The organism is Micromonospora sp. NPDC049151, assembly GCF_040648395.1.
Classification (GTDB): Bacteria; Actinomycetota; Actinomycetes; order Mycobacteriales; family Micromonosporaceae; genus Micromonospora.
In genome coordinates this window covers 1-25,094 of record NZ_JBEZDP010000025.1, presented here as the reverse complement: position 1 = coordinate 25,094, position 25,094 = coordinate 1, and the positions used below count along the sequence as shown (strand labels likewise).

At 73.9% G+C, this 25,094-nt stretch carries 25 protein-coding genes; 19 read left to right on the top strand and 6 right to left on the bottom strand.

Annotated features, from left to right (window positions below; all coding sequences use genetic code 11):
• Positions 1–2: 2 nt before the first annotated feature.
• Entirely contained in the window at positions 3–218 is a 216-nt protein-coding gene (locus AB0B20_RS24395) for a hypothetical protein (protein WP_357473725.1), read from the bottom strand.
• A gap of 255 nt (positions 219–473) precedes the next feature.
• Between AB0B20_RS24395 and AB0B20_RS24390 the strand changes: the two genes are divergently transcribed.
• The 13 genes from AB0B20_RS24390 to AB0B20_RS24330 all read left to right on the top strand — a co-directional run bounded on the left by AB0B20_RS24390 (position 474) and on the right by AB0B20_RS24330 (position 13,393).
• A complete protein-coding gene (locus tag AB0B20_RS24390) occupies positions 474–1,871 on the top strand; it encodes a fatty acid--CoA ligase family protein (protein WP_357473722.1) in 1,398 nt (465 codons plus the stop codon).
• Positions 1,872–2,051: 180 nt separating this feature from the next.
• Positions 2,052–2,315 (top strand): acyl carrier protein, encoded by a 264-nt coding sequence (locus AB0B20_RS24385; RefSeq protein ID WP_357387740.1) that lies wholly within the window; start codon positions 2,052–2,054, stop codon positions 2,313–2,315.
• Positions 2,315–2,560 carry an acyl carrier protein gene (locus AB0B20_RS24380; RefSeq protein ID WP_357387738.1) on the top strand — a complete coding sequence of 82 codons (246 nt, stop codon included), beginning with the start codon at positions 2,315–2,317 and terminating at the stop codon, positions 2,558–2,560. The genes AB0B20_RS24385 and AB0B20_RS24380 overlap by 1 nt, the downstream gene beginning before the upstream one ends.
• Positions 2,553–3,683 carry a beta-ketoacyl synthase N-terminal-like domain-containing protein gene (locus AB0B20_RS24375; RefSeq protein WP_357473719.1) on the top strand — a complete coding sequence of 377 codons (1,131 nt, stop codon included), beginning with the start codon at positions 2,553–2,555 and terminating at the stop codon, positions 3,681–3,683. Before AB0B20_RS24380 ends, AB0B20_RS24375 begins: the two co-directional genes overlap by 8 nt.
• 107 nt (positions 3,684–3,790) lie before the next feature.
• A complete protein-coding gene (locus tag AB0B20_RS24370; protein WP_357473716.1) occupies positions 3,791–4,291 on the top strand; it encodes a beta-ketoacyl synthase chain length factor in 501 nt (166 codons plus the stop codon).
• A complete protein-coding gene (locus tag AB0B20_RS24365; RefSeq protein ID WP_357473714.1) occupies positions 4,288–5,907 on the top strand; it encodes a class I adenylate-forming enzyme family protein in 1,620 nt (539 codons plus the stop codon). The genes AB0B20_RS24370 and AB0B20_RS24365 overlap by 4 nt, the downstream gene beginning before the upstream one ends.
• The gene (locus tag AB0B20_RS24360; protein WP_357473711.1) at positions 5,904–7,166 is read left to right on the top strand and encodes a beta-ketoacyl-[acyl-carrier-protein] synthase family protein; all 1,263 of its coding nucleotides are present in this window, start codon (positions 5,904–5,906) and stop codon (positions 7,164–7,166) included. The genes AB0B20_RS24365 and AB0B20_RS24360 overlap by 4 nt, the downstream gene beginning before the upstream one ends.
• A gap of 60 nt (positions 7,167–7,226) precedes the next feature.
• Positions 7,227–8,330, top strand: a complete 1,104-nt coding sequence (gene hppD, locus AB0B20_RS24355) for a 4-hydroxyphenylpyruvate dioxygenase (RefSeq protein ID WP_357473708.1) — start codon at positions 7,227–7,229, stop codon at positions 8,328–8,330.
• 53 nt (positions 8,331–8,383) lie between these two features.
• Positions 8,384–9,307 carry a phytanoyl-CoA dioxygenase family protein gene (locus AB0B20_RS24350; RefSeq protein ID WP_357473844.1) on the top strand — a complete coding sequence of 308 codons (924 nt, stop codon included), beginning with the start codon at positions 8,384–8,386 and terminating at the stop codon, positions 9,305–9,307.
• Positions 9,308–9,309: 2 nt separating this feature from the next.
• Complete coding sequence (locus tag AB0B20_RS24345) at positions 9,310–10,107, top strand: DUF3050 domain-containing protein (RefSeq protein WP_357473705.1); 798 nt, start codon at positions 9,310–9,312, stop codon at positions 10,105–10,107.
• Positions 10,104–11,075 (top strand): thiamine pyrophosphate-dependent dehydrogenase E1 component subunit alpha, encoded by a 972-nt coding sequence (locus AB0B20_RS24340; RefSeq protein WP_357473702.1) that lies wholly within the window; start codon positions 10,104–10,106, stop codon positions 11,073–11,075. Before AB0B20_RS24345 ends, AB0B20_RS24340 begins: the two co-directional genes overlap by 4 nt.
• On the top strand, positions 11,075–12,040 hold the full coding sequence (locus AB0B20_RS24335) for a transketolase C-terminal domain-containing protein (RefSeq protein ID WP_357473699.1): 966 nt from the start codon (positions 11,075–11,077) through the stop codon (positions 12,038–12,040). Before AB0B20_RS24340 ends, AB0B20_RS24335 begins: the two co-directional genes overlap by 1 nt.
• A 3-nt stretch (positions 12,041–12,043) precedes the next feature.
• The gene (locus AB0B20_RS24330) at positions 12,044–13,393 is read left to right on the top strand and encodes a hypothetical protein (protein WP_357473696.1); all 1,350 of its coding nucleotides are present in this window, start codon (positions 12,044–12,046) and stop codon (positions 13,391–13,393) included.
• Between the two features lie 244 nt (positions 13,394–13,637).
• On the opposite strand, the gene AB0B20_RS24325 is transcribed toward AB0B20_RS24330, so the two are convergent.
• The 5 genes from AB0B20_RS24325 to AB0B20_RS24305 are packed head-to-tail and all read right to left on the bottom strand — an operon-like array spanning position 13,638 to position 18,211.
• The gene (locus AB0B20_RS24325) at positions 13,638–14,318 is read right to left on the bottom strand and encodes an SGNH/GDSL hydrolase family protein (protein WP_357473693.1); all 681 of its coding nucleotides are present in this window, start codon (positions 14,316–14,318) and stop codon (positions 13,638–13,640) included.
• A 41-nt stretch (positions 14,319–14,359) separates the two neighbouring features.
• The gene (locus AB0B20_RS24320; RefSeq protein WP_357473690.1) at positions 14,360–14,992 is read right to left on the bottom strand and encodes an HAD family hydrolase; all 633 of its coding nucleotides are present in this window, start codon (positions 14,990–14,992) and stop codon (positions 14,360–14,362) included.
• Positions 14,989–15,381, bottom strand: coding sequence for an MmcQ/YjbR family DNA-binding protein (locus tag AB0B20_RS24315; protein WP_357473687.1), 393 nt, complete (start codon positions 15,379–15,381; stop codon positions 14,989–14,991). Before AB0B20_RS24315 ends, AB0B20_RS24320 begins: the two co-directional genes overlap by 4 nt.
• A 50-nt stretch (positions 15,382–15,431) precedes the next feature.
• The gene (locus AB0B20_RS24310; protein ID WP_357473684.1) at positions 15,432–16,652 is read right to left on the bottom strand and encodes an MFS transporter; all 1,221 of its coding nucleotides are present in this window, start codon (positions 16,650–16,652) and stop codon (positions 15,432–15,434) included.
• On the bottom strand, positions 16,649–18,211 hold the full coding sequence (locus AB0B20_RS24305; RefSeq protein ID WP_357473681.1) for an AMP-binding protein: 1,563 nt from the start codon (positions 18,209–18,211) through the stop codon (positions 16,649–16,651). The genes AB0B20_RS24310 and AB0B20_RS24305 overlap by 4 nt, the downstream gene beginning before the upstream one ends.
• Before the next feature lie 311 nt (positions 18,212–18,522).
• On the opposite strand from AB0B20_RS24305, the gene AB0B20_RS24300 reads away from it, so the two are divergent.
• From AB0B20_RS24300 to AB0B20_RS24275, 6 genes are all read left to right on the top strand, one after another.
• The gene (locus tag AB0B20_RS24300) at positions 18,523–19,806 is read left to right on the top strand and encodes an SGNH/GDSL hydrolase family protein (protein ID WP_357473841.1); all 1,284 of its coding nucleotides are present in this window, start codon (positions 18,523–18,525) and stop codon (positions 19,804–19,806) included.
• A gap of 65 nt (positions 19,807–19,871) precedes the next feature.
• Positions 19,872–21,092 carry a cytochrome P450 gene (locus tag AB0B20_RS24295; protein WP_357473678.1) on the top strand — a complete coding sequence of 407 codons (1,221 nt, stop codon included), beginning with the start codon at positions 19,872–19,874 and terminating at the stop codon, positions 21,090–21,092.
• Positions 21,092–22,111, top strand: coding sequence for an alpha/beta hydrolase (locus AB0B20_RS24290; protein WP_357473675.1), 1,020 nt, complete (start codon positions 21,092–21,094; stop codon positions 22,109–22,111). The genes AB0B20_RS24295 and AB0B20_RS24290 overlap by 1 nt, the downstream gene beginning before the upstream one ends.
• Entirely contained in the window at positions 22,104–23,237 is a 1,134-nt protein-coding gene (locus tag AB0B20_RS24285) for an alpha-hydroxy acid oxidase (protein WP_357473672.1), read from the top strand. Before AB0B20_RS24290 ends, AB0B20_RS24285 begins: the two co-directional genes overlap by 8 nt.
• A gap of 1 nt (position 23,238) precedes the next feature.
• Entirely contained in the window at positions 23,239–24,582 is a 1,344-nt protein-coding gene (locus AB0B20_RS24280) for a PLP-dependent aminotransferase family protein (RefSeq protein ID WP_357387697.1), read from the top strand.
• 27 nt (positions 24,583–24,609) lie between these two features.
• Complete coding sequence (locus tag AB0B20_RS24275; protein WP_013286617.1) at positions 24,610–24,861, top strand: hypothetical protein; 252 nt, start codon at positions 24,610–24,612, stop codon at positions 24,859–24,861.
• Positions 24,862–25,094 lie beyond the last annotated feature (233 nt).

Below are 25,094 nucleotides of genomic sequence, written 5' to 3'. Positions count from 1 at the left end.
CGTCACGACGGCCGGGCCAGGTACGCCGTCTTGGCGTCCCCGGAGAACCCGCAGGCGCCGTCCACCTCCAGCACGAACAGGTGCAGCCTCTCGGTGGCCAGGATCCGCGCGAAGGCCCGTTCGTCTGAGCCGTCGGTCGGGTGCGGGTCGTCCGGGTTGAGCTGCCGGTAGAGGCGGACGACCTGCGGGAAGTCGTCGGGCCCGGCCGCGCGGAACATGCCGTGAGCCTCGCCGCCCGCTGCCCGGGCGGGATTTCGAGTGCGCACAGCATCGGGCGGCCGGCGGGCTACCTTGCCGGCGTGTGCCCGATCCTGCCTGTCCGATCGAGCCTGGGCAATCCACCCAGCCGCCGTTTTTGATCTAGCCATTTGCATCTGGCGATGCAAAATGGGCCGCCGTAGGGTTCCGTCCGTACCCGAACGACGTACCGCTGGGCGGATCCGCCCAGTTCCTCAGTGGAACGGTGGCCGGTCGTGACTGCACATCCCGTGGCGGAGGATCCCGCCCCGACGACGGTGGACTGGGTGGACGACATCCTGTTCACCGGACACGACAGCGACGTCTGCCTGCGGCTGCCCGAACCGGTCGACAAGGGCACCCTGCGCCGGCTCGTCGGCGAGGCGCAGACGGCGCTCGCCGAGGCCGGGCTGCGCGCCGGAGGCGCCGCCGCGCTGCGCCTGCCGCCCTCGCTGACGTACGTGGCGTACCTGCTCGCCACCTGGCGCACCGGCGCCCAGGCCGTGCTGCTCGACCACCGGCTCACCGGCCACGAGGTCGACCAGGCGCTGCGCCGGCTCAGCCCGCAGGTGGTGGTCGCCCCGGTCCGCTCCGGCGGCGGCGCGCTGAAGATCTTCGTCGACGTCACCGCCGGGGTCAGCGCGTACTCCGACCGCCCGGCGGGCAGCCCGCACGCGGTCATCCAGCTCAGCTCCGGCTCCACCGGACCGTCCAAGGTGATCGGCCGCACCGCCGCCGACCTGGTCGCCGAGGTGCACCGCTACACCCGCATCGACGGCGTCGCGCTGCCCGGCGAGCGGATCATCCTGCTGCCCAGCATGGTGCACGTGCTCGGCCTGGTCGGCGGCCTGCTCTACGGTCTGCACGCCGGTGTCGAGCTGTGCCCGCCGGAACGGCTCAGCGGCGACGCGATCCTCGCCGCCGTCGCCGCGCAGGACACCCCGGCCACAGTGCTCGGCGTGCCGTTCCACATCGGGCTGCTCGCCTCCACCACGACCGCCGGGCCGCTGCCGCAGCTCAAGCGCATGACCACCGGCGGTGAGCTGGTGTCCGCCGCCGTGGCGAACGCGTTCACCGACCGGTACGGCGTACCGCTGGGCAACATGTACGGGATGACCGAGGTCGGCGTCATCGGCACCGACCTGTACGGGCGGCACCGCCCCGCCATCGCGCCCGCCCCCGGCATCGAGGTACGCGAGCGCGACGGCGAGCTCTGGGTGTCCTGCCCGGACAACCCGTACGTCGGGCCGGCCGACCCGACCCGCTGGGCCGACGGCTGGCTGCACACCCGCGACGCCGGCGTGGTCGATCCGGACACCGGCCTGGTCACCATCAAGGGCCGGCTGGACTCGCAGGTGTCGGTGGGCGGCCTGAAGGTCGACCTGACCGAGGTGGAGGCGACAGTCGCCGGGCTGCCCGGTGTCATCGCCGCGGTGGTGGTCTGGGACGACGGCATCACCGCGTACGCGCAGACCGACGGCTCGCTGACCGAGGAGACGCTGGACAAGCTGATCGCCGAACGGCTGGCCGGCTTCAAGCGTCCCCGCACCCTGCGCCTGCTCGACCAGATGCCCCGCACCACCACCGGAAAGCTGGTCCGGTCCGTCCCGGCGCTGCGGGACGCGGCGTCGTGACCGGCCCCCTGTACGAACCGCACGCCCGCCGTACGCCCGCCGGTCGTCCGGTCCACCCCGATTCCCGACCCGGACCGGCCGAGGAACGCGCCACCCGCGCGTCCGGCGCGGCCGGTTCCCACGCACACGGTGTCCCGACCGGGCACCGTCAGCCGGTACACGGAGAAGAGGTCTGAACCCATGCGAGACGAGGTCCGCACCTTCGTCATCGAACAGCTCGCCGACATGAACTACGACGTGGAGGAACTCGACGACGACACCACCCTCGGCCCCTCCGGCGTCGACCTGGAGTCGCTGGCCCTGGCCGACCTCGCGGTCCGCGTCGAGGACCGGTACGGCCTGAAGTTCGCCGACGACGAGTCGGAGAAGCTGGCGCTGATGACCGTCGGCGAGTTCATCACGATGGTCGCCGACCGGGTGGCCGCGAACAGCGACGAGTCCTGATGTCCGGTCAGCCCGACCTGGGGCGAGCTGACCTGGTGAGCATGCTCGCCGAACTGACCGCGAGCCCCGCCGACCAGGTGCCGGACCGGCTCGGCTCGATGGAGCTGGCCTGGCTGGTGCACATGGTCGAGCAGCGCTACGACCGGCGGCTGGACGTGACTGACGACCAGCTCGCCGGCATCCGCACCGTCGACGACGCGCTCGCGGTGTTCCGTGGCTCCCTGACCGCTCCCGCAGATGGCTGAGCGGGAGACCGTACGGATCACCGGCACGTACGCGCTCAGCGCCCTCGGCAGGGGCGCGGACGCGCTGCTGGCCGGGGTGCTCACCGGCACCCCGGCGTTCGCGCCGGTGCGCCGTTTCGACACCACCGGCCGCCGGGTGACGGTGGCGGCCACCCTGCCGGACGCCGGCACGCTCGCCGACGAGCTGGCGGACGGAATCGACGCCGCCGCCCGGGCCGCCGGGCTGGACCGGGCCGGGCGCGCGGAGTCGGCGCTGTTCCTGGCCACCCACGGTGGGCCGCACTCGCTGCCCGTACCGCAGGGGCGGGACGAACCGGCGGTGCCGGCGCTCGCCGGTCACCTGGCCGCGCGGTGCGGCCTGGGCGGGCGTACCCGGATCTACACCACCGCGTGCGTGTCGGCGAGCAGCGCGGTCGCCGACGCGGCGGCGCTGATCCGCCGGGGCGACCTGGAGCGGGTCGTGGTCGCGGCCGGCTACCTGGTCGAACCGGACCAGTTCGCGTTGTTCGACGCCGGGCGGGCGCTCGCCGCCGACGGGGCGGTGCGCCCGTTCAGCGCCGGCCGCAAGGGCCTGCTGCTCGGTGACGGGGTGGCCGCCGTGGTGCTGGAGTCGGCGGGCGCCGCCGCGCGGCGGGGCGCCGAGACGCTGGCGAGCGTGGCCGGGTGGGGCCGGGCGGGGGACGCGCACCACCCGTGCCAGCCGCACCCGGAGGGGCTCGGGCTGGCCCGGGCGGCCGAGGCGGCGCTGCGCCGCGGCGGGCTGCCCCCGGACGCGGTCGGCTACGTCAACGCCAACGCCACCGGCACCCCGTTCAGCGACGCCTCCGAGGCGGCGGCGCTGACCCGGGTGTTCGGCGCGGACACCGGGCGGTTGCCGGTCAGCTCCACCAAGTCGGTGCACGGGCACGCGCTGGAGGCGTCCGGCCTGCTGGAGCTGGTGGTGACGGTGCTGGCCCTGCGGCACGGCAAGCTGCCGGTAACCGCCGGCTGGCTCGGTCCGGACCCGCAGTGCCCGCTGGACGTCATCCGCGACGCCCCCCGCCCCGCGCGAAGCGAGCACGCCCTGACCCTCAACGCCGCCTTCGGCGGCGCCGACACGGCCCTCCTGGTGAGCACCTCATGACCGGCTCCACCCACCCCGACCTCCCGCGATCTTGCACTTCCGGCCCCGGCGAAACGGGCACAACGCCCGCCGAGGGGGCACCAACCGCAAGATCGCGCAACGGGGTCGTGGTGCTCGCGGAGGCGCGGTGGCCCGAGCCCGGGGATGAGGGGGCGGGAGTGCCGGGGGTGCCGGGGTTCGTGCACTCGCCGTTCCACCCGCTGGTGGCGGCGGTGGCGGAACGGTGCCTCGCTCGGCGGTACGGCACCGGGCCGCTGCCGCCCGGCAACCGCACCGCTGTGGTGCTGGTCAGCGCCGGTGGGGACACCGCCGGGGCGGCGCACGTGCGCGCCACTGTGGCCGAGGGCGGGCGGATCGGGCCGCTGTTCTTCTTCCAGTCGGTGCCGAACAGCGTGGCCGGGCACGTCGCGGCGCGCTGGGGACTGGACGGGCCGGTGGTGTGCCTGAGCCCGACCGGCGACGCGCGGGCCGAGGGGGAGGCCGAGGCGGACCTGCTGCTGTACGACGGCGACGCCGCACAGGCGTTGCTGATCCTGATCGAACTGGCACCGGACGGTACGCCGGGCGAGGCGGCCGCGGTGCTGCTGGGGGAGGGGACACGTCAATGAGGACGAAGGGACTGCGCGGCGCGCTGGCGGCCGACGCGGAACTGGGCGCGGGCAACATGCTCGCCCGGGTGCTGGCCCACGGCGCCGACCCGGACGGGCCCGGGCTCACGTTCGACACCGAGGTCGACGGCCACCCGGCCGAGACACCGCTGACCCTGGGCCGGCTCGACCGGATGGTCGCCGCGCGGGCGGCCTGGCTGCACGAGCGCGGGGTGAAGCCACGCGACCCGGTCGCGGTCTGGGCCGGCACCGCCGCCGACATGGTGCTGTCGTTCCTCGCGCTGACCCGCCTCGGCGCCATCCCGGCGCTGATGAACGGCAGGCTGCGCCCCGAGATCGCCGCCGAGTACATCCGCCGGCTGCGCGCCGCCGGGGTGCTCGCCGACGCCGCGCACGCCGAGGCGCTGGCCGGACACGACCTGGGCGCCCCGATGCTCGGCGAGCCCGCGCAGGCCGGCACCGGTGACCCGGACGCCACACCGGCGCACTACCGGCACCACCCGGACGACCCGATCGTGATCACCCACACCTCCGGCACCACAGGTGTGCCGAAGGCGGTGCTGCACTCGCACGCCAGCCTCTTCGCCGCCACCCGCCACCTGCTGTCCATGCCGCAGGCGCAGGGCACCACGCGCATCCTCAACGCGCTGCCCGCCCCGCACACCGCCACCGTGCTCATGGTCAACCAGGCGCTGGGCAACCGGGCGGAGATGTTCCTGCTCTCCGAGCAGGGCGGCGAGCGGGTGCTCGACGCGATCCAGCGGTGGCGTCCGGACGGCGTGTTCGGCTTCTCCGTCACCTGGGCCGAACTGGCCCGCTTCGACCTGTCCGGCTACGACCTGGACTCGGTGCGGCTGTGGTTCAACACCGGTGACTGCTCGCACGAGCCGCACGTACGGCGGCTGGTCGCGGTCGGCTCCCGGGACGTGGTGACGCGCGGCGGCGTGACCCGGGTACCCGGGTCGGTGTTCATCGACGGCCTGGGTTCCAGCGAGATGGGCCACTCGATGTTCCACATCACGCACACCAGCGACACCGACAGGTACGGCCGCTGCGTCGGCCGCCCGTACCGGTTCGCCGGGGTCGCCGTGCTCGACGCCGACGGCAACGAGCTGCCGCCCGGGCAGGTGGGCTGGCTCGGCATCGACTCGCCGTCGCTGTTCCGCGGCTACTGGAACGACTCGGTCACCACGTACCGGTTCCGGCTGCGCGGCTGGTACCTCACCGGCGACCTGGTGTACGCCGACGAGGACGGCCGCTACTACCACCTGGACCGGGCGGTCGACTCGGTCGAGGCCGGCGACGGGAAACGGTTCTTCACCGCGCTGTCCGAGGAGCGCATCCTCGCCGCCTGCCCCGACGTCACCGACTGCACAGTCGTGATCGTCAAGGCGGACGACGGCACCGTCACCACCGACGTGCTGCTGGAGCTGGCCGCCGGGGCCGACCCGGAGGCGGACCGCACCGAGCGGATCCGTACCGCGCTCGGCCCGGACGTGGCAGCCACACTGCGCCGGATCGTCCCGGTGCGCGCCGACGACATCCCGGTCACCGTCACCGGCAAGGTGCGCAAGGTGGCGCTGCGCGAGCGCTACCTGACCGAGGCGCCGTCGTGACCGCCGTCATCACCGGCATGGGCCTGTTCACCCCGGCCGGACGCGGCGTCGCGGACACGTTCGACGCGCTGCTGACCGGCCGCTCCGGGCTGCGCCGCCCGCCCGAGGGGCACCCGGCGGCGGGCTGCCTGGAGGTGGCCGGGGTGCTGCCGGACATCGACCCGCGCAGCGTCGCCTCCGGCCCGGAGACGAAGGTGCTCGACCGGGTGGTGCTGCTCGCCCTGATCACCGCCGCCGAGGCGCTCGCCGACGCCGGCATCGAGGTGGGCCGCGACGTCGACCCGGAGCGGATCGCGGTGATCGTCGGCGGTGTCGGCGGCATGGCCACGCTGGAGGGCCAGGTGCTGGCGCGGGCCGCCCGGGGCCGGGCGGCGGTCAGCCCGTACCTGCTCACCGGCATCCTGCCGAACATGCCCTCGGCGCGGATCGCCATCGCGCACGGCATCCGCGGCTACAGCTCGTCGGTCGGCACGGCCTGCGCCTCCGGCGCCCAGGCCGTCGCCGACGGGGTACGCCTCATCCGCGCCGGCGAGGCCGACGTGGTGGTGTGCGGGGCGAGCGAGGCACCGCTGTTCCCGACGTTCGCCGACACGTTCGGCAACGCCCGGGCGCTGGCCCGCGGCTGGGACGAGCCCACCGAGGCGAGCCGCCCGTTCGACAAGCGGCGCAACGGTTTCGTGCTCGCCGAGGGCGCGGCGCTGCTGGTGCTGGAGCGCGCCGGTCACGCCGACGGACGGGGTGTGCGCGGCTACGCCGAGGTCGCCGGGTTCGGGGCGAACACCGACGCGTACCACCCGACCGCGCCACGGCCGGACGGGGCGGGCGCGGCGGCGTGCATGCGCCGGGCGCTGGCGGCCGGCGGGGTCGAGCCCGCCGACGTCGGGTACGTCAACGCGCACGGCACCGGCACCAAGCTCGGTGACGTCGCCGAGACGACCGCGCTGGCCGAGGTCTTCGGTGCCGGCGCCGTGCCGGTCAGCTCCACCAAGGCGCTCACCGGGCACCTGCTCGGCGCGTCAGGGGCGCTGGAGGCCGCCGCCACCGCGCTGGCGCTCGACGGTGGCCTGCTGCCACCCACCTACCACCTGGACGACCCGGACCCGGAGTGCGAGGCGGACCACGTCCGCGCCGTGCCCCGGCCGACCCGGGTCGGCCACGCGCTGACGAACTCGTTCGGGTTCGGCGGCCAGAACGTCAGCCTGCTCCTGCGCCGGCTCTCCGGGCCGGCCCGCCGGGCCGCCACCCCGGCCGCGGGCTGACCGGACTCCAGTCCCGGGCGTCCGTCCGGGTCGCGATCACGGGGGGAACAGGGGAAGCCCATGACCATCAACGGGATAGATCATCTTGAGCTCTACGTGGGGGACGCCCGGCAGGCGGCCTTCTACTTCGACAACGCCGTCGGTTTCCGGCTGTGCGGGCAGGGCGGTCCGGAGACCGGGCTGGACGGGCAGCGGTCGCTGCTGCTGGCCCAGGCCGGCATCCGGCTGCTGCTGACCACCGGACTGTCCGCCGAACACCCGGCGGCCACGTACGTGCACCGGCACGGCGACGGCATCGCGGTGGTCGCGCTCGCCGTCGACGACGCCGCCGGGGCGTACGCGGAACTGGTGGACCGGGGCGCGACGGCGCTGAGCCCGCCGCGCACCTTCACCGGCGCGGACGCCGAGGTGGTGGTCGCCGAGGTCGGCGGCTTCGGCGACGTGGTGCACCGCCTCGTGCAGCGGCGCGGCGACCCGGGTGTGTTCCTGCCCGGCGCGATCGAGCCGGTGACCGCGCCGGACGGGACGGACACCCTGCTCGCCGAGGTCGACCACCTGGCCATCTGCGTGCCGCCGGGGCAGCTCGACGAGACCGTCGCGCACTACGAGAAGGTGTTCGGCTTCGCCGACATCTTCACCGAGCACATCGAGGTCGCCGGCCAGGCGATGAACTCCAAGGTGGTGCAGAGCCCCTCCGGGCAGGTCACGTTCGTGCTGCTGGAGCCGGACACCGGCGCCCGGCCGGGGCAGATCGAGGACTTCCTGCGCTGGCACGCCGGCGCCGGGGTGCAGCACCTGGGCCTGCGCACCGACGACATCGTCACCGCCGTCGGCGCGCTCGCCCGGCGCGGGGTGCGCTTCGCCAGCACGCCCGGCGCCTACTACGACGGCCTGGAGCAGCGGGTCGGCCGGCTGGACGCGCCGGTGGACCGGCTGCGCGAGCTGAGCATCCTGGTCGACTCCGACCACGACGGGCAACTGCTGCAGATCTTCACCGAGTCGATGCACGTGCGCCGCACCCTCTTCCTCGAACTCATCGAGCGGCGCGGGGCGCGCACTTTCGGCAGCGGCAACATCAAGGCGCTCTACGAAGCGAAGGAACGCGAGCTGGCCGCGGCGGGGGCGACCCCCGCTGTCGCCGCCGGAGGGGCAGGTACGGCATGAGTGAACGCACCGAGCGAAGCGAGGGCCGTGAGGCCATGCCCGGTCGGCTCGGCATGACCACCATCGATCCCGGACTGACCGCCGAGGAGGAGGCGCTGCTGCCCTCCGACGAGGACGTCCGGCACTACGCCGAGCACGGCTGGTACCTGTCGAAGAAGCTGCTCACCGACGACGAGGTGGACGAGCTGGTCGCCGCCACCGACAGCTACTACGCGGGGGAACGCGACAGGTTGCTGCCGGCACGGCCGCCGAAGCTGGCCTACTGGGAGCCGTCCCGGGGTGACGTGCAGCGGCACAACGACTACGTCCACCACGAGCACGACGGCATCGCCCGCATCCTGCGCAAGCCGCTGATCGGCGCGGTGGCCGCCCGGCTGGCCCGGGCCGCCGAGATCCGGATCTTCCAGTCCACGCTGATCTGGAAGCCGCCGATCGCCGGCGAGCCGTCGAACATCGTGCCGTGGCACTTCGACAAGCACTACTGGGCGTCCTCGTCGTCGGAGAACATGCTCACCGCGTTCATCCCGTTCCACGACTGCGGCGAGGAGATGGGCACCATCACCATGGTCGACGGCTCCCACCGCTGGCGGGAGATCGGCGCCGACGACACGGTGGTGCGGCACTTCGCCGACCGGGACCGCGACCAGCTCGAAGCGATGCTGGCCGAGAACGCCGCGTACAACGGCGCCCAGATCCGCAAGATCCCCATGGTGATCCCGAAGGGACACATGAGCTTCCACCACTGCCGCATCTACCACGGCAGCGGTGCGAACGTCAGCGGGCGGCCCCGCCGGGCCGTCTCGCTGCACCTGCAGGACGGCGACAACGCCTGGCGGGAGTATCCGCTCTCCGACGGCACGCTCGCCGCGTACAACCACGACGTGCTGGTCCGCCGCAACCACGAGGGCCGGCCGGACTACGCGGACCCCGATTACTGCCCGGTCATCTGGCGCGACCGCGCCCAGCAGGGAGGCTGACAATGTCACGGTACGACTGGGGTAAGACGCACCCGGGCATCGAGCGGCTGGAGCGGGCGGTGACCGAGCGCCGCGACGTGGTGGTCAAGCACCCCCTCTACGCCAACCTGGACACCCACGACGCGCTCGTCACGTTCATGGAGCACCACGTCTTCGCGGTGTGGGACTTCATGTCGCTGCTGAAGTCGTTGCAGCGGCAGCTCACCTGCGTGACGGTGCCGTGGATCCCGACCGGCCCGACCGGCAGCCGCCGCCTGATCAACGACATCGTCATGGTCGAGGAGAGCGACGAGCTGGGCGAGGGCTACATCAGCCACTTCGAGCTGTACGTGCAGGGCATGACCGAGGCCGGCGCCGACACCGCGGCCGTGAACAAGCTCGTCGACCTGCTGCGCGACGGCACGCCGGTCACCGAGGCGCTCGGCGCGGCGGGCGTCCCCGCGGCCTCGGCGGCGTTCGCCGGCACCACCTGGCGGATCATCGAGACCACCCCGGTGCACTGCCAGGCGGCGGCGTTCGCGTTCGGCCGCGAGGACCTGATCCCGGAGATGTTCACCCAGGTCGTCGCCGTCAACGAGCGCAGCAACAGGCTCAACAAGTTCGTCGACTACCTGGAGCGCCACATCGAGGTCGACGGCGAGCAGCACACCCCGATGGCCATGCAGATGCTCGCCGACCTGTGCGGCGACGACGACACCAAGTGGCAGGAGTGCGCCGACACGGTGAACGCCGCGCTGGCCGCCCGCGCCCGCCTCTGGGACGACATCCTCGCCGCCGTCAAGGAGGGCCGTCCGGCGTGACCGGCTCCGACCCGCTCCGGCTCTACCGGACGGTCCGGCTCATCCGCCGCTTCGAGGAGCGCGCGATCGAGCTGGTCCGCGCCGGGGAGATCGTCGGCGGCATCCACCCGTACCTCGGTCAGGAGGGGATCGCCGCCGGCGTCTGCGCGGCACTCTCCGCGCAGGACCTGGTCACCGGCACCCACCGCGGGCACGGGCACGTGCTCGCGAAGGGCGCCGACCCGGCCCGGATGCTGGCCGAGCTGTGCGGCCGGGTCACCGGGCTCAACCGGGGCCGGGGCGGGTCGATGCACGCCGCCGACTTCGGCGTCGGCGTCCTGGGCGCCAACGCCATCGTCGGAGCCGCCGGCGCGATCCTCACCGGAGCGGTGTGGGAGCGCCGGCGGCGCGGCGGCGACATCGTCGGCGCCACCTTCTTCGGTGACGGCGCCGTCAACGAGGGCATGCTCCTGGAGGCGTTCAACCTGGCCGCGCTCTGGCGGGTGCCGGTGCTGTTCGTCTGCGAGAACAACGGCTACGCCACCACGATGCCGGTCGAGGGGGCGGTCGCCGGCACCATCGCCGGGCGGGCCGCCGCGTTCGGCATGCCGGCGGCCGCCGTCGACGGGCAGGACCCGGAGGCGGTACGCGAGGTCACCTCCGCCGCCGTCGCGCGGATGCGCGCCGGCGGCGGCCCCGAGCTGGTCGAGGCCCGCACCTACCGCTTCGACGCCCACCACACCTTCGAACATCAGGTACGCCTCGACTACCGGCCGCCGGAGGAGGTGGCCGAGGGCCGGTCCCGCGATCCGGTGGACATCGCCGGAGCGCGGCTGGACCCGGCGGTACGGGCCGAGGTGGACGCCGCGGTCGAGGCGGAGCTGGACGCCGCAGTCGACTACGCGCTCGCCGGGCCGCACCCCGACCCGGCGACCGCACTGGACCATCTGTACGCCAGCGGGCTCACCGCCCGGACCGGAGGTGGCTGATGCCCCGGCTCTCCTACCGCAGGGCGCTCACCCGGGCGCTCGCCGACGAGATGACCCGCGACGACTCGGTGGTGGTGCTCGGTGAGGACATCCGGGTGGCCGCCGCGAACGTCACCACCGGCCTGCTGAAGAAGTTCGGCCCGGAACGCGTCCGCGACACACCGCTGTCCGAGCAGGCGTTCACCAGCTTCGCCACCGGCGCGGCGCTGGCCGGGGCCCGCCCGGTGGTGGAGTTCCAGATCCCGTCGCTGCTGTTCCTGGTCTTCGAGCAGATCGTCAACCACGCGCACAAGTTCCCGCTGATGACCGGCGGCCAGTGCGCGGTGCCGGTCACCTACGTGGTGCCCGGCTCCGGTTCCCGCACCGGCTGGGCCGGGCAGCACTCCGACCACCCGTACGCGCTGTTCGCCCACGTCGGCGTGACAACAGTCGTACCGGCCACCCCGGCCGACGCGTACGGCCTGCTGGTGTCCGCGATCCGCTGCGACGACCCGGTGGTGGTCTTCGCCCCGGCGGGCGCCCTCGACCTGCGCGCCGACGTCACCGACCCGGCGCCGGTGCCGCTGGGCCGGGGGATCGTCCGCCGCGCCGGCACCGACGTGACAGTGGTGGCGGTCGGGCACCTGGTGCACGACGCGCTCGCCGTCGCCGAGGACCTGGCCGGAGAGGCGTCGGTGGAGGTCTTCGACCCCCGCACGATCTACCCGTTCGACTGGGACGGGCTGGTCGAGTCGGTGAGCCGCACCGGGCGGCTGGTGGTCGTCGACGACGGCAACCGCTCCTGCGGCATCGCCGGGGAGATCATCGCCACGGTGGTCGAGCGGGTCCGGCTGGCGGCGCCACCCCGGCGGGTCACCCGCCCCGACGGCGCGGTGCTGCCGTTCGCGCCGGCCCTGGACCGGGCCGTGCAACCCGGCCGCGACCAGCTCACCGCCGCCATCCAACTGACCCTCAAGGACGGATGAACGATGGACCCGAACTACACGTGGCCGCCGCTCGGCCAGGCGTGGACCGACCTGCCCGAGTCCACCCGTACCGCGATGGTGGCCACCGGCGCCGCGGCGTGGGAGAAGGTCTTCCACGGCCGGGCCACGTACAACAAGCAGTGGCGGCTGGCCCGCCCGCCCGTGTTCACCGCCGACGCGTTCCGCGAGCTGAACGAGGTCTGCGACCGCATCGCGCAGCTCATCCTGGAAGCCTGCCGGCGCCGCGCCCGTACCGCTGGTGAGCTGCGCCTGCTGCTCGACGTGCCGGACGGGGAGACCCGGCTGCTCGACCCGGACGAGGAGCTGCACGAGGGGCTGCTCGCCGCGTACCGGCCGGACGTGCTGTTCTCCGGCGGCGTGCCGTGCATCGTGGAGTACAACATCGACAGCAGCCTCGGCGGCGGCTTCGACGCCGACACAGTGATCCAGCGGTACGCCGAGCTCTACCGTACCCATGACCTGCTCGACGGCGCGCGGCCCGCGCCGTCCCTGCTGGATCAGCGGTTCGTGGCCATCCGGGACACGCTCGGCCTGCCCGACGGCGCCCGGGTGGCGCTGCTGATGGACTTCGACGCCGACTACCCGGGGCTGGACGACCCGGAGACGTTCATCCGGATCCTGTCCCCGCTGATCGACCAGGCCCGGCCGTTCGGCATCGACCTGGTCATCGCCCCGGTCGCCACCGCCACGCTGGACGCGCGGAACCGGCTGGTCGTCGGCGGTGCCCCGGTGGACGCCCTGTTCCGGCTGTTCGTGCCCAACCGGGTCACCCCCAGCGCCGGCCTGGACGCGGTGTCCGGGGCGCTCGCCGCCGGCACGCTGCCGATGTTCGTCAGCAGCGCCGCCTGGCTGCTCAGCAACAAGCTGAACTACGCCTGGCTCTGGGAAGACCTGGACCTGTTGCCGGAGGACGACCGGACGCTGATCCGCCGGTACGTGCCGCACACCGTGGCGCTCACCGCCGACCAGCTCGACCGGGCGCTCGCCGAGCAGGCCGACCTGGTCGCCAAGCCGGCCGGCGGATCGGCCGGGCACGGGGTGCTGATCGGCCGGGAGATGAACCCGGGGGCATGGGCGGACGGGGTGCGCGCCGCGATCGCCGAGGGCGGCAACATCCTGCAGCGCTACCACGAGGCGGACCGGGTGGCGATGGACTTCGTGCAGATCGAGACCGGTGAGACGGTCACCGCCGACGTCCCGTACAGCCTCGCGCCGTACCTGTTCGACCGCACCGGATCCGGCGCGCTGGCCCGGGTCGGCTACCCGGGTTGCGACGAGGTCCTCAACCTGGCCCGAGGCGTCCTCCTGACCGGCATCCTCCTAACCGACTGACCGCCCGCCACCCCCGTCCCTCGCTCCCCGCCCCGCCCGCCCCAGCGCGTTGATCAAGGAGTTTGTGTCCTCATCGGGGCGTGTCACCGCCGCAAACTCCTTGGTCAACGAGGCGGATCCGGGCCGCAGGTTGGCCCTCGGCGCTCCTGATCCCGCTGATCATGAAGTTGGCGGGGACAAAAGGGGCGGACAGTGCCGTCAACTTCATGATCGACGGGGGGCGGGGCGGGAGGGGGAGGGCGGGTCAGGGGTGGGGGAGGTGGGTGGAGAGGACCTTCAGGGTTTCGGCGGTGGCTACGGCGTCGCTGCGTGCGCTGCCGTGCCGGCCGTCGCTGCTGTACAGCGACGGGTCGGCCACCAGCGGATGGTCGGTGAGGTGGACGTGCAGCGTTCCCAGCCGCTCGCCCACCGCCCTCGTGTGCCGGGCCAGCCGGCGCATCCGCTCGCCCAGGCCCGCGCGTAGCGCGTCCGGCACCGCCGGGCTGTGCGACACGTCGAACATGCCCACCGTGATCACGTCCGCCCCCGTCTCCCGTAGGGCGGTGATCATGGCGGTGAGCTCGGCGTCGACCGCGTCCGGGTCGTAGGCGGACCGGAATGCGTCGTTGCCGCCGCACACCACGAGGGCCAGGTCCGGTTCGAAGGCCAGCGCGTCGGCGAGCTGGGTCGCCCGGACCTCGTGCGCGCGCAGTCCGCGCCGGCCCAGGTTCAGGTAGGCCAGCTCCGGCCGGATCGCGCGCAGCTCGGTGGCGATCCGGTCGGCCCACTGGAGATCCGGATAGCCGTCGGCCGGCTCGCACAGCCCTTCCGCGACACTGTCACCCAGCACCACGAACCGCCGCCACCGGTGCCCGCGCAGCAGCTCGGCGGCCTCCCCGGGACGCAGGCAGTACGGGTCCGTCGCCTCGGTCAACGTCGATGGCATGCCCGGCAGGCTAGCCGAGCGTCCCGCGCGGGGAAAGAGGCTCAGGGCAGCAGGGCCAGCAGCTCCCCGGGCCGGGACAGGCTGAGGTCGGCCGGCTCGTCGGGGTCGTACTGGTGGCCCCACGCGGCTGCCACCGCCACCGCGCCGCTGTGCCGGGCGGCGCGTACGTCCAGTGGTGAGTCACCCACGTACGCGGCGCGGCCGGGCGGCACGCCGAGGTGCCGGCAGGCCGCCTCCACGCCGTCGGGCGCGGGTTTCGGGCGGTCGACCTGGTCGCCGCCGAGGACGACCTGGAAGTGACCGAGCAGGCCCGCCCGGTCGAGCAGGATCTCGGCGGCCCGGTGGCTCGCGCCGGTGAACACGCCCACCGGCACCCGCGCGGCGATCGCGGCGAGCGCGTCGGCGACGCCGGGGTAGACGCGTACCCGCCCGGCCAGCGCGGCCAGTTCGGTGTGGTAGCGGTCCAGGTCCTCGCCGGAGGCCGGCCGCCGCAGCAGGTGGGTCAGCAGGTCCGCCGGCGAGCCGAGCGAGTAGCCGGCGATGACCTCCGCGTCGGTGTACGACGGACCGCCGCCGGCCCGCACCGCCGCGCGGTACGCCGCGGGCACGACCGCGTGCGACTCGACGAGCGTGCCGTCCATGTCGAAGACGATCGCCTCCACCGGGCCGGTCACGCGGTCTCCGCCCGGTGGGCGGTGGCGAGCCGCTTCGGGGCGCGCGCGTACCACGCCTCGGTGACCAGCTCGGTCAGCTCGTCCACGTCGATCCGGTCGAGCCGGACCAGCACGGCCGGGTAGCCGTCGAAGTGCGGCGTGGTGAAGTAGACCGCCGGGTCGTCGGCGATCAGCGCCTCCTTGGCGCCCAGGTCGGGCACCCGCGCGCCGAGGATCGGGCCGTCCGGCGCGGCGTCGCCGAGCGACTCGAGTTCGCCGCGCCGCAGCGGCCGTTCCCAGACGAACGACTTGTCGCGGACGCGCCAGGCGGGCGCCTGGTCGTACGTGGGTCGCTCGGTGGTCTCCGGCAGCGCCAGCGCGATGCGCCGCACGTCGTCCCAGGTCGCCATGGCCCCGACCCTACCGCCGGCCCCCGACACCGTGGCCCGGACCGGCGGGCTCAGACCGGGGTGGGCGTTGCGGGTTCCACGGCCGGGCGCCGGGACGCGCGGGTCAGCAGCAGCGGTCCCACCGTGAGCACCAGGCAGACCACCGACATCACCAGCAGCGCCGGGGTCAGGTCGAGCAGCGCCACCGACCAGCCGCCGAGCAGCGCACCCACCGGCAGGCCGAGGAACGCCACCGATCCGGAGATGCCCAGCACCCGGGTCTGCAACTCGCCCGGCACCCGCTGGTAGAGCGCCGCGCCGAGCAGCGGGTTCACCGCCGCGATGCCGATGCCGGACAGGAACGTCACCACGAGCACCACGACCAGGTCGTCGCTGAGCGCCAGCGCGAGCAGCCGGGGCGCGCCGCTGAGCGTCAGCCCCAGCGCGAACGTCGTCCCGGCGGGCAGCCGCGTGCCGAGCATGGTGAACAGCAGGTTGCCCAGCAGCGCGCCGGCCGAGAAGACGCCCAGCAGCAGGCCGAACCCGGCCGGGTCGCCGAGCACCTGGCTGACCCAGAGCGGGATCCAGACCGCGACGCTGGCGTTGGCGAACATGTTCGACACCGACACCACAAGCAGCATCGTCATCAACGTCCGGTCGGTGCGCAGGTACGCGAAGCCGCCGCGCAGCGCCCGCAGGTACGGCTCCCGGGGCGCGGGCTCGGCCGGTGCGGGCGGCCGGACCAGCACGCCGATCAGCAGCGCGCAGACCGCGAACGTGGCCGCGTCGATCCAGATGGCCCGGGTCAGCCCGACCCAGTCGATGAGCAGCCCGCCGAGCACCGCGCCGAACAGCGTCATGCCCCGGGCCAGGCCGTCGTAGGCGCTGGTGAGCCGGATCAGTGGCACCCCGGCCCGCTCGGCGGCCGGTTTGAACAGCACGTGCTTGACCCGGTCGCCGATGCCGCGCAGCCCGCCGGCGACCGCCACCAGCACCAGCAACGCGCCGAACCCGAGCCAGGGCGCCAGCGCCACCACTGCCATCGCGGCGGCGCTCGCGGCGTCCACGAACACCGAGGTACGGCGTACCCCGAACCGGTCCGCCCACGGTGTCGCCAGCGCGCTGGACAGCATGTACGGCAGCGTCTCCGCCGCCGCCACCAGGCCCATCTTGGTGGGGCTGCCGGTCGTCTCCAGCACCAGCCACGGGATGGCGACCACCGAGATCCGGGTGCCGAGGTTGGACAGCAGGTCGGCGCCGACCAGGGTGTACAACTCCCGGCGCGGGTTCACGCCGGACTGCCGATCGGGTCGGCGCCGGCCGGGTGTGCGGCCGCGTACCGGGCGCGCAACGCCCGCTTGTCCACCTTCGCCGACCGGTTGAGCGGCAGCGCGTCGACGAACTCCACGGCGCCGGGCGCCCAGGTCTCGCTGAGTTCCCGGACCACGAGCGCGATCAGCTCCTCGCCGGTCACCGACGCGCCCGGCGCGGGCACCACGTACGCGTGCGGCAGCTCCCCGGCCACCGGGTCCGGTACGCCGATGACGGCGGCGGAGCGTACCTCGGGGTGGCCGGCGAGCACGTCCTCGATCGGGCGGGAGTAGATCGGCCAGCTGCGCTGCCGGGTGAGGATCCGGTCCTGTAACCGGTCGACCAGGTAGAGGTAGCCGTCGGCGTCGAGGTGCCCGATGTCGCGGGCGCGGACCCAGCCGTCGACGAGCGTGTCGGCGGTCAGCTCGGGTTGTCCGTGGTAGCCGGCGAAGCTCAGCTTGGTGCGCGCCCACACCTCGCCGTCCTCGCCGGCCGGCAGCACCCGCCCGTCGGCGTCGCGGATCTGCACCGTCACGTCGCCGTACGGGCGCCCGCAGGACCGCAGCCGTTCCGGGTGCTCCGGGTCCTCGGTGAGCCCCGGTAGCGCGCAGATGACCACTGCCTCGCTGAGCCCGTACACGATGCGCAGGCACGGGCCGAAGCGGGCGATGGCCTGGCGCAGCCGGGCCGGCGCGGCGGGCCCGGCCCCCACGTTGAACATGAACATCGCCGAGAAGTCGGCGCCCGGCAGGTCGGGGTGGTCGAGCACCTCGTACAGCATCGGCGGGGTGACGAACGTGGAGGTCAGCCGCTCGGCGTCCACGGTGGCGATGAACGCGGCCGGGTCCCACTGCTCGCGCAGGAACAGCACGCCGCCGGTGAACAGGTTGAACAGCGTGGTGATCTGGCCGCTGGCGAGCCACATCGGGGAGTGCGACAGGTGCCGCAGCAGCGGGAACCCGGCGCCCCGGAAGTCGGCGGCCAGGGCGAGTACCTGCCGGTAGAAGCTCTCCCGGTGGTGCACCAGCTTCGGCGTGCCGGTGGTGCCGCTGGTCTGCAGGAACGACTCGGGCGCGGGCCCGCCGGCGGGCAGCTCCGCCGCCGGCTCGCCGGTTCCGGCGGTCAGGTCCGGTCCGGCACCGCCGGGGCCGAGGCAGAGCAGCGGTACGCCGGACAGCCCCGCCGCGACCTGCGCCGCCTGCGGGTCGCGCGCGTCGTACACGAACGCCTCCGGCGCGGACAGCGCGACGAACTCGTCGACCTCCCGCCGCGAGGTCACCGGCGCGACCCACATGCTCCGGCAGCCGAGCAGGTGCAGGGCCAGTTGGAGCAGCGGGCCCTCGACCGTGTTGCCGAGCATCACCAGCACCGCCGCGCCGGGGCGTACCCCGTGGTGGCGCAGCGCGGCGGCCAGGCCGCGCACCTCGGCGGCGACCTGGGGGTAGCTCAGGCGGCGTCCGCCGCCGACGAGCGCCTCCCGGTCGCCGAACCCGGCGAACAGCTCCAGCGCCTCGTGCACGTAGTTCGGCCGGTCGGTCATCGGGCAGCCCCCATCATGGTCCGCGAGCGGCGTCCGGCCAGGTCAGGGCCGGGACATGACGGCAGGTGCCGGAGTCGGCGACCGCACCGCCGCCAGCCCCGAGCCTAGGCAGCGGCGGTCCACGGCGGACAGAGCCGATCGTCGTCGCGTCCCGTCCCGCGGGCATTTGATCATGTCGATCAGGTTGATTGACGCTCGTCACGGCCGGAAGCTAGTTTCCGGTCCATCGCCCGGGCCGGGTCGCCGACCGCGTCACGCCCGGGGCTGCCGACCATGGAGGATCGATGCCGACCCCGAAGAGATGGCACGTCATAGCTTCCGCCGTCACGCTCCTGATCGCCGCCACCCCGGCGGTCACCGCGAGCGCCGGCCCGACCGGGAACGAGGGCGCCGGGCACGGGCGCGCCGAGTGGGCCGGAACCTGGGCCGCGGCGGTGACCCGCGGGAACAACGTGGGCCTGACCGAGACCGGGCTGAACAACCAGAGCATCCGGATGACAGTGCAGACCTCGGTCGGCGGGCCGCGCCTGCGGGTGCGGCTGACCAACCTGTACGGCCAGCAGGCCGTCCAGGTCGGCCGCGCCACGATCGCCCGGCCGAACACCGCCACCCCCGACGACCTGTCCGACATCGTCCCGGCGAGCGTCCGCCAGCTGACGTTCTCCGGTGGCGGCTCGGCGACCGTCAACAAGGGCGCGGAACTGCTCAGCGATCCGGTGGACTTCCGGGTGGCCGAGCAGGAGGACCTGGTCGTCACGCTGTACTTCCCGGTGCTCACCGGGCCGGTCACGTTCCACGGCCAGTCCAAGGTCACCAACTTCATCGGCGCCACCGACCTCACGTCGGCTGCCGACGGCGCCGGCTTCACCATCCGGCCCAACTGCTGCTGGATGTTCCTGTCCGGCATCGACGTGGAACGCAAGGTCACGCCCGGCTCCGTGGTGGTGCTGGGTGACTCCATCGGCGACGGCAACGGCAGCACCGTCAACGCCGACCGCCGCTGGCCGGACTTCCTGGCCAAGCGGCTGATCGACGCCCGGCCCGATCCGCGTACGCCGGGCGTGCTCAACCTCAGCCTGGCCGGCAACCGGCTCAACCACGAGGGCACCGAGCCCGGCGCGGGCGGATTCCCCGGCTACTACGAGCTGGGACCGAACGCGCTGGCCCGGCTCAACGAGGACGTGTTCCCGCAGACCGGGGTGCGTACCGTCATCACCCACCTGGGCATCAACGACATCTGGATGAACGGCGACAGCCCCGAGGCGATCATCGCCTCGCTGCGCCAGATCAACCGGCAGGTCCAGGCGCGCGGCCTGACCAGCATCGCCGGCACGCTCATGCCGTACGAGGGCAACGGCGGGCCGGGCGTGTGGACGCCGGAGAAGGACGCCACCCGTCAGGCCGTCAACACCTGGCTGCGCGGGCCCGGCCGGGTCGAGTTCGACGGCGTCGTCGACTTCGACGCGGTGATGCGGGATCCGGCCCAGCCGACCCGGCTGCTGCCGGCGTACGACTCTGGTGACCACATCCACCCGAACGACACGGGTGCCGCGGCGATGGCGAACGCCGTGCCACTGAAGTTGCTCGGACTGTGACACCGGGCGGGGGCGGCGGTCGACACGACGCCGCCCCCGCCGCCGTTTCCTGGGGAGGAAAGACAGTGGACGTCAGCGAGATCCTGACCGGGCTCTACAGTGAACAGGGCCGGCAGAACCCCTATCCCTTCTATACGGCCCTGCACGAGCACGGGCCGATAAGCGCCGTTCCGGCCCGGGCCGAGCACAGCACTGTCAGCGCGGTCGCGGGCGGGTACGATGTGGTCGACCAGATCCTGCGCGATCCCGGCTGGTACAAGGGTTTCCCGCCCGGCTGGGAGGAGCAGGAGATCCTGCGTACGTTCCTCACCTCGATGATGTTCGTCAACCCGCCGGACCACACCCGGATGCGCGCGGTGTTCGCCAAGACGTTCACGCCGCGCCGCCTCGGCGCGCTGGAGCCGGTGATCGAGCGGATTGTCGCCGAACGCCTGGACCACATGGCCGAGGCGGGCGCGGGCGGGCACGAGGTGGACTTCGTGGCCGACTTCGCGTACCCGGTCCCGGCCCTGGTGATGGCCGAGTTCATCGGCCTGCCCGCCGCCGACCTGGCCTGGTACCGGCAGCGGGTCGACTGGATCGACGAGTACATGGACGTCGCCGGCAAGACGCCGGAGCGGCTGGCGCGGGCCAACCAGGCCGCCGAGGAGCTGCGCGTCTACTACCGGGACCTGATCGCCCACCGGCGCCGTACGCCCGGGCACGACCTGATCAGCGGGCTGGTCGAGGTGCTCGACGCGGGTGGCGTCGACCTCACCGAGGACGAGTTGATCAGCAACCTGATCGTGCTGTTCAACGCCAGTTTCGTCACCACCGTCTACATGTTCAGCAACGGCCTGCCGTTGCTGCTGGACCACCCGGACGTGACCGCCGCCCTGCCCGGCGACGACGCGCTGGCCAGCGGCTGCGTCGAGGAGGTGCTGCGGATGGAGAGCCCGGTGCACTTCCTGGCCCGCTCCGCGCCGGCCGGCGTCGACCTCGGCGGCGTGCCGATCAGCCGCGACGACAACGTGCTGCTGCTCATCGCCGCCGCCAACCGCGACCCGGCCCGGTTCCCCGACCCGGACCGCTTCGACCCGCACCGCGCCGGGCCGCCGTCGCTGGCCTTCGGCGTCGGGCTGCACTTCTGCCTCGGCTCGGCGGTGTCCCGGCTGGAGGGCCGGCTGGCGCTGCCGCGCCTGTTCGCGCGCTTCCCCCGGCTCGCCGTCACCCAGCCCTACACGTACAGCGGGAGCCTGTTCCTGCGCGGTATCGACAAACTCTTCGTCACCACCGGGGAGGCTTGATGACACTCGATCCACAGGTGGTCGCGTGGCGGGCCGCGCGGGCCGCCGCCGGCACCGTGCCGCTCTACACCCAGACCCTCGCGCAGGCCCGCGCCGCCGACCTCGCCGCGATCCGTGCCGGCTCCGGCGCGGTCGAGCCGGTCGCCGAGGTACGCGACACGACGGTGCCCGGCCCGGCCGGGCCGCTGCCGGTGCGGATCCACCGGCCGGACGGCGACGGTCCGCTGCCCACGCTCCTCTACTTCTTCGGTGGCGGATGGACGCTCGGCAGCGTCGACACCGCCGACGGGATCTGCCGCCGGCTGGTCAACCTCACCGGCGCCCAGACCGTGACTGTCGGCTACCGGCTCGCCCCGGAGCACCCGTTCCCGGCGGCGGTGGAGGACTGCCACGCCGCGCTGCGGCACCTCTCGGCGCACGCGGCCGAGTTCCGCGTCGACCCGGACCGGCTGGCGGTGGGCGGCGACAGCGCGGGCGGGAACCTGGCCGCCGTGGTCACGCTGCTGGCCCGGGCCGACGGCGGCCCCCGGCTGGCCGCCCAGTTGCTCGTCTACCCGAACACCGACCAGCGGCCCGGGCGCCGGCCGGCCGGCGACGAGGACCCGCTGCTGTTCAACAAGCACTCGGTCGGCTGGTACCGCGGCCACTACCTCGCCGACCCCGGCGACGCCGCCCACCCGCTGGCGTCGCCGCTGCTCGCCGAGGACCTGTCCGGCCTGCCCCCGGCGCTCGTGATCACCGCCGGGCACGATCCGCTGCGCGACGAGGGCCTGCGGTACGCGGCTCGGCTGCGCGAGGACGGCGTGCCCACCGAGACGGTCGACTACCCGGGCATGGTGCACGGGTTCTTCGCCATGCCCGGCGTGTTCGACGCGGGCCGGGAGGCCCAGGAACGCGCCGCCGTCTTCCTGCGCCGCTCGTTCGGGCTCGACGCGGCGTCCGGCCCGGACGGCGCGGTGCCCGAGCCGGCCGGACCGGTGGCGGCCGGGAGCGCTGTGGGCTCGGACGGCCATGGCTGACCCGGCCCGCGACACGCGGCCGCCCGGCGACCCGGCGGACGGGTTCGTGCCGCCGGCCAGCCTGGCCGAGTTCGCCGCGCTGGCCCGGGCCGTGCTGCCGGCCGACGTGTGGGACTTCGTCGACGGCGGCAGCGGCACCGAGACCGCCCTGGCCGCGAACCGGGCCGCGCTGGACCGGGTGGCGGTGCTGCCCCGGATGCTCGCCGGGGTCGAGGACCCGTCCACCGAGGCGACGCTGCCCGGTGGCCGGGCCGCGTTGCCGGTGGCTGTCGCGCCGATGGCGTACCAGCGGCTGCTGCACCCCGGCGGCGAGCCGGCGCTTGCGGCGGCGGCGCGCACGGCGGGCGTGCCGTACGTGATCAGCACGCTGTCCAGCACGCCGATCGAGGAGATCACGGCGACCGGCGCGACTGCCTGGTTCCAGCTGTACTGGCTGCGCGACCGGGCACTGGTGGCCGACCTGCTGGACCGGGCGGAGGCGGCCGGCTGCGCGGCGGTGATGGTGACGGTGGACGTGCCGGTGCTGGGGCGGCGGCTGCGCGACGCGCGCAACGGCTTCGCGCTGCCGCCGCACGTCACCGCCGCGAACCTGCCCGGCGGGCGGGACGACCTGGCCCACCAGGGCACCCCGGGTGTCTCGGCGGTGGCGGTGCACACGGGCGCGGTGTTCGCCCCGGCGCTGAGCTGGGCGGACCTGGAGTGGCTGCGCGCGCGTACCCGGGTGCCGTTGCTCGTGAAGGGCATCCTGGACCCGCGCGACGCGGTCCGCACGGCGGACGCCGGCGTGGACGCCGTGGTGGTCTCCAACCACGGCGGACGGCAGCTCGACGCCGCCCCGGCCAGCGTGAGCGTGCTGCCCGAGGTGGTCGGCGCGGTGGACGGGCGCTGCTCGGTGCTGCTGGACAGCGGCGTCCGCGGCGGCGTCGACGTGCTGCGGGCGCTGGCGCTCGGCGCGGACGGCGTGCTGCTCGGCCGGCCGCTGCTCTGGGCGCTCGCGGCGGGCGGCCGGGCCGGCGCCGAGGCGGCGCTCGCGCTGCTCGCGGCGGAACTGCGCGACGCGCTCATCCTCAGCGGCTGCCCCGACCCGGCCTCGGCCCGGCGGCTGCGTACCCGGATCGGAGGCTGACGTGGAACCCGTCGACCTGGCCGTCACGGCGCTGCACGGCAGCGTCGGCGACCCGGCGCTGAACTCGATGAACTTCCTCAACGAGGTGGCGCAGCACTACCCGGACGCGGTGTCGCTGGCGGCCGGGCGGCCGTACGAGGAGTTCTTCGACTCCACGCTGCTGCACGCGCACCTGGACCGTTTCCGCCGCCACCTGACCGAGGACGTCGGGCTGGACCGGGCCGGTGTGGACCGGACGCTGTTGCAGTACGGCCGCACCAAGGGCATCGTGCACCACCTGATCGCCCGGCACCTCGCCGTGGACGAGGGCCTCACCGTCGACCCGGAGTCGATGGTGGTGACGGTCGGCTGCCAGGAGGCGATGTTCCTGGTGCTGCGCGCGCTGCGGGCCGGACCGGACGACGTGCTGTTCGCGGTGGCGCCCACGTACGTCGGGCTCACCGGCGCGGCCCGCCTGGTCGACCTGCCGGTGCGCCCGGTGGCCGGCGGGCCGGACGGCGTCGACCTGGCCGACCTGCGCGCCGGGGTGCGCCGGGCCCGCGCGGAGGGGCTGCGGCCCCGGGGCTGCTACGTGATGCCCGACTTCGCCAACCCGTCCGGCGTCAGCATGGACACCGCGCAGCGGCGGCGGCTGCTGGACCTGGCCGCCGAGGAGGACCTGCTGCTGATCGAGGACAACCCGTACGGCCTGTTCCCGGCCGGCGGCACCGCGCGGCGGCCCACGCTCAAGGCGCTGGACACCGCGCGCCGGGTGGTCTACCTCGGCTCGTTCGCCAAGACGGTGCTGCCCGGCGCGCGGGTCGGCTACGTGGTGGCCGACCAGCGCGTCAGCGAGACCGACGGCACCGTGGTGCCGCTCGCCGACCACCTCGCCAAGATCAAGAGCATGGTCACCGTGAACACGTCACCGATCAGCCAGGCGGTGATCGGCGGCGCGCTGCTGGCGCACGACTGCTCGCTGGTCGCCGCGAACGTGCGGGAGCGGGCCGCGTACGCCCGGAACCTGCGGCATCTGGTCGACGGCCTGGCCCGGCGCTTCCCGGAAGGCGGTCCGGTCACCTGGACCGTCCCGGCGGGCGGGTTCTTCGTGGTGGTGAACGTGCCGTTCGCCGTCGACGACGCGCTGCTGCACCGCTCGGCGAGCGAGTACGGCGTGCTCTGGACCCCGATGGCGCACTTCTATGACGCGGGCACACCGGTGAACGCGTTGCGGCTGTCGGTGAGCGCTGTCACACCGGAGTCGATCGATCTCGGGCTGGACCGGCTCGCCGCGCTGGTCACCGACACCATCGCAGCGCAGGTGGCACCGCAGTGTCAGCCTTCCGGCACCGTCCGTGTTTCCTGAGCCCGTTCGACTGTTGATAATGGACGAATGGTTGCCTGGGAGTACGCGTTGCTCGTTCGTCGGTATCAGGGGCAGGGTCGCAATTTCCACGTCTCGTTCGTGTGGTACGGCCCGGACGGGTCACGCACCGACGTGACCGCGTACGGCGACACCGCCATCGCCCACCTCAACCGGGTCGGCCGGGAGGGCTGGGAACTGGTCTCCGCCGCCGAGGACGTGAACAACGTGCAGGGCAGCACCGAGGTCCACCGCTACCACCTCAAGCGCCCGCTGCGCTGACCACCCGTGACCCGCCGGCGCCCCGGGCCGGCGGCCTGCACGGCTACGCCGACGATCGGGGCTGGTGCTGGCGTACCCAGCAGGTCACCGAGGCGGTGGCCGCGCCGCCCGACTCGGTCGCGCGGATCGGCGCGGCGCCCGCGTCGGCGTTCGTGCTGGCCCTCGGTGTCGGCCTGACGAGCTGGGCGGAGCGGCACCGCGAGGCGATCAGCGCGGCCCGGGCCGAGTACGAC

Coding starts and splice junctions, on each gene's coding strand:
- AB0B20_RS24290 (WP_357473675.1), top strand. CDS start 21,092: ATGACACTCGATCCACAGGTGGTCGCGTGGCGGGCCGCGCGGGCCGCC.
- AB0B20_RS24385 (WP_357387740.1), top strand. CDS start 2,052: ATGCGAGACGAGGTCCGCACCTTCGTCATCGAACAGCTCGCCGACATG.
- AB0B20_RS24350 (WP_357473844.1), top strand. CDS start 8,384: ATGACCACCATCGATCCCGGACTGACCGCCGAGGAGGAGGCGCTGCTG.
- AB0B20_RS24345 (WP_357473705.1), top strand. CDS start 9,310: ATGTCACGGTACGACTGGGGTAAGACGCACCCGGGCATCGAGCGGCTG.
- AB0B20_RS24395 (WP_357473725.1), bottom strand. CDS start 218: ATGTTCCGCGCGGCCGGGCCCGACGACTTCCCGCAGGTCGTCCGCCTC.
- AB0B20_RS24380 (WP_357387738.1), top strand. CDS start 2,315: ATGTCCGGTCAGCCCGACCTGGGGCGAGCTGACCTGGTGAGCATGCTC.
- AB0B20_RS24330 (WP_357473696.1), top strand. CDS start 12,044: ATGGACCCGAACTACACGTGGCCGCCGCTCGGCCAGGCGTGGACCGAC.
- AB0B20_RS24315 (WP_357473687.1), bottom strand. CDS start 15,381: ATGGCGACCTGGGACGACGTGCGGCGCATCGCGCTGGCGCTGCCGGAG.
- AB0B20_RS24365 (WP_357473714.1), top strand. CDS start 4,288: ATGAGGACGAAGGGACTGCGCGGCGCGCTGGCGGCCGACGCGGAACTG.
- AB0B20_RS24375 (WP_357473719.1), top strand. CDS start 2,553: ATGGCTGAGCGGGAGACCGTACGGATCACCGGCACGTACGCGCTCAGC.
- AB0B20_RS24325 (WP_357473693.1), bottom strand. CDS start 14,318: ATGCCATCGACGTTGACCGAGGCGACGGACCCGTACTGCCTGCGTCCC.
- AB0B20_RS24305 (WP_357473681.1), bottom strand. CDS start 18,211: ATGACCGACCGGCCGAACTACGTGCACGAGGCGCTGGAGCTGTTCGCC.
- AB0B20_RS24275 (WP_013286617.1), top strand. CDS start 24,610: ATGGTTGCCTGGGAGTACGCGTTGCTCGTTCGTCGGTATCAGGGGCAG.
- hppD (WP_357473708.1), top strand. CDS start 7,227: ATGACCATCAACGGGATAGATCATCTTGAGCTCTACGTGGGGGACGCC.
- AB0B20_RS24285 (WP_357473672.1), top strand. CDS start 22,104: ATGGCTGACCCGGCCCGCGACACGCGGCCGCCCGGCGACCCGGCGGAC.
- AB0B20_RS24335 (WP_357473699.1), top strand. CDS start 11,075: ATGCCCCGGCTCTCCTACCGCAGGGCGCTCACCCGGGCGCTCGCCGAC.